Origin of the sequence: Neobacillus citreus, assembly GCF_018343545.2 — a bacterium.
Classification (GTDB): domain Bacteria; phylum Bacillota; class Bacilli; order Bacillales; family Cytobacillaceae; genus Neobacillus; species Neobacillus citreus.
On record NZ_JAGYPE020000139.1, the window covers coordinates 1 to 1,533 of the forward strand.

The window sequence follows — 1,533 nt, forward strand, 5'->3', positions numbered from 1 at the left end:
AGCTAACCACTACTACTGCCTTCGTGGCTCGGGACTTACACCCTAGAGACTGCACCCATGCCGGGCGCACAAACAAAGGCCGGGCTTAAGAAGAACCCGGCCTTAGTCACTGTTGGCATTCAAAAATTAAGGATTGAACCCCAAGGAACTGGAGACAATCCTGTTTCAACCTATTCAGTAGTAATGGTAAACGAGACCTTATCCGTTGGCAAATACGATTTGGCAAAGTGAATGACCTCACCCTTCTCGTCGTATGCCAGCTTCTCAATTTCATATAAAATATTGTCTTGAGTCAGCTGAAGCAGTTTGGCCTGCTCTACTGTCGGGTAGACGACATTCAGTGTTTTATGGTTTTTAACAGCTTTGGTCAAATACCTGTCTTTTATGATGCTATAAATGGAGCTAGATTCTTCTATATACTGATCCAAATAAGGAAACTTGGTTAAGGAATAATAGCTTGTTTCCAGATGAATCGGATCGTCATTGACTAAGTGGACGCGCCGGATCTTGGCTGCTGTAATTTCATAGAGAGAATCGTCAGTAATCGCAGGATTGACGGTGCAAAGCAGCGGCATTCCTGAATATAGACCCGTCCAATCCAGCCCTCACTGCAGGCAATACATGGGCGGAAATATAGATATATTCAGCTTTCCATACACCTTCTTCCAAAAATTTTGTCATTTACTCAAACGATTGTTTAGTATTGGCAAGCGCCTTTTCTGAAACTGAATTTCTATTTGTATTGGTAACAGAGGAATGTCGAATCTTATAAACCAACTTTAAATCCAAATGTCTGCATTCGGGTGTTGACCTTCGCACCTGTTCTAAAAATAAAAAGAGCCAACCATTCCTTAAATGATCAACTCTCTTCATTCACAATAATCATAAAACATTCTATAAAACAAGATTTTTCCGGGCGGTGACTAGGCACCGTTCCTAGAGATTTTTAACTATTTCAGGCCAACTGTTTCTCCATAGATTGGCTTGTTCATAAGCAGCTGTGGCTCGTAAAACCAGGGCATCTTTTACGTTCCTTCCTTTTAAAAAAGAGATGGAACGGATTGAGGAAGTGCTGAAAGAAACCTATGGCAACAAAAGTGCAGCGGCCAAACTATTGGGGATATCGCGGGTAAGCCTATATAGTAAAATCAAACAATACAAGATAACAGAAAGAATCAAATAATTTCAGGTTAGAGTTCTGCTGAATAATATCATCAGTGGAAGCTAACCTTTTATTTTTTGAAAAAGGAACCTTGGTTTGTCCCGGGTAAAATAGACCGCTTATTTTTACCAGTGCTCCTCTTTTCTTGGGCTCACGGGCAAAATAGACCGCTTATTTTTACCGGTACTCATCTTTTCTTGGGTTCACGGGCAAAATAGACCGCTTATTTTTACCGGTACTCATCTTTTCTTGGGCTCACGGGCAAAATAGGCCGCTTATTTTTACCGGTGCTCCTCTTTTCTTGGGCTCACGGGCAAAATAGACCGCTTATTTTTACCGGTGCGAAACTTTTTTTGCACTCACGGGCAGAA

General features: G+C 41.5%; 1 protein-coding gene and 1 pseudogene. One reads left to right on the forward strand and one right to left on the reverse strand.

The genetic code is table 11. The features are described 5' to 3' along the window. Nucleotides 1-170: 170 nt before the first annotated feature. Nucleotides 171-575, reverse strand: a complete 405-nt coding sequence (locus KHB02_RS29590; RefSeq protein WP_213143793.1) for a UTRA domain-containing protein — start codon at nt 573-575, stop codon at nt 171-173. Between the two features lie 470 nt (nt 576-1,045). Here KHB02_RS29590 and KHB02_RS29595 point away from each other — a divergent pair. Further along, nucleotides 1,046-1,183, forward strand: a pseudogene (locus KHB02_RS29595) (helix-turn-helix domain-containing protein); the annotation flags it as partial. Nucleotides 1,184-1,533: the final 350 nt, after the last annotated feature.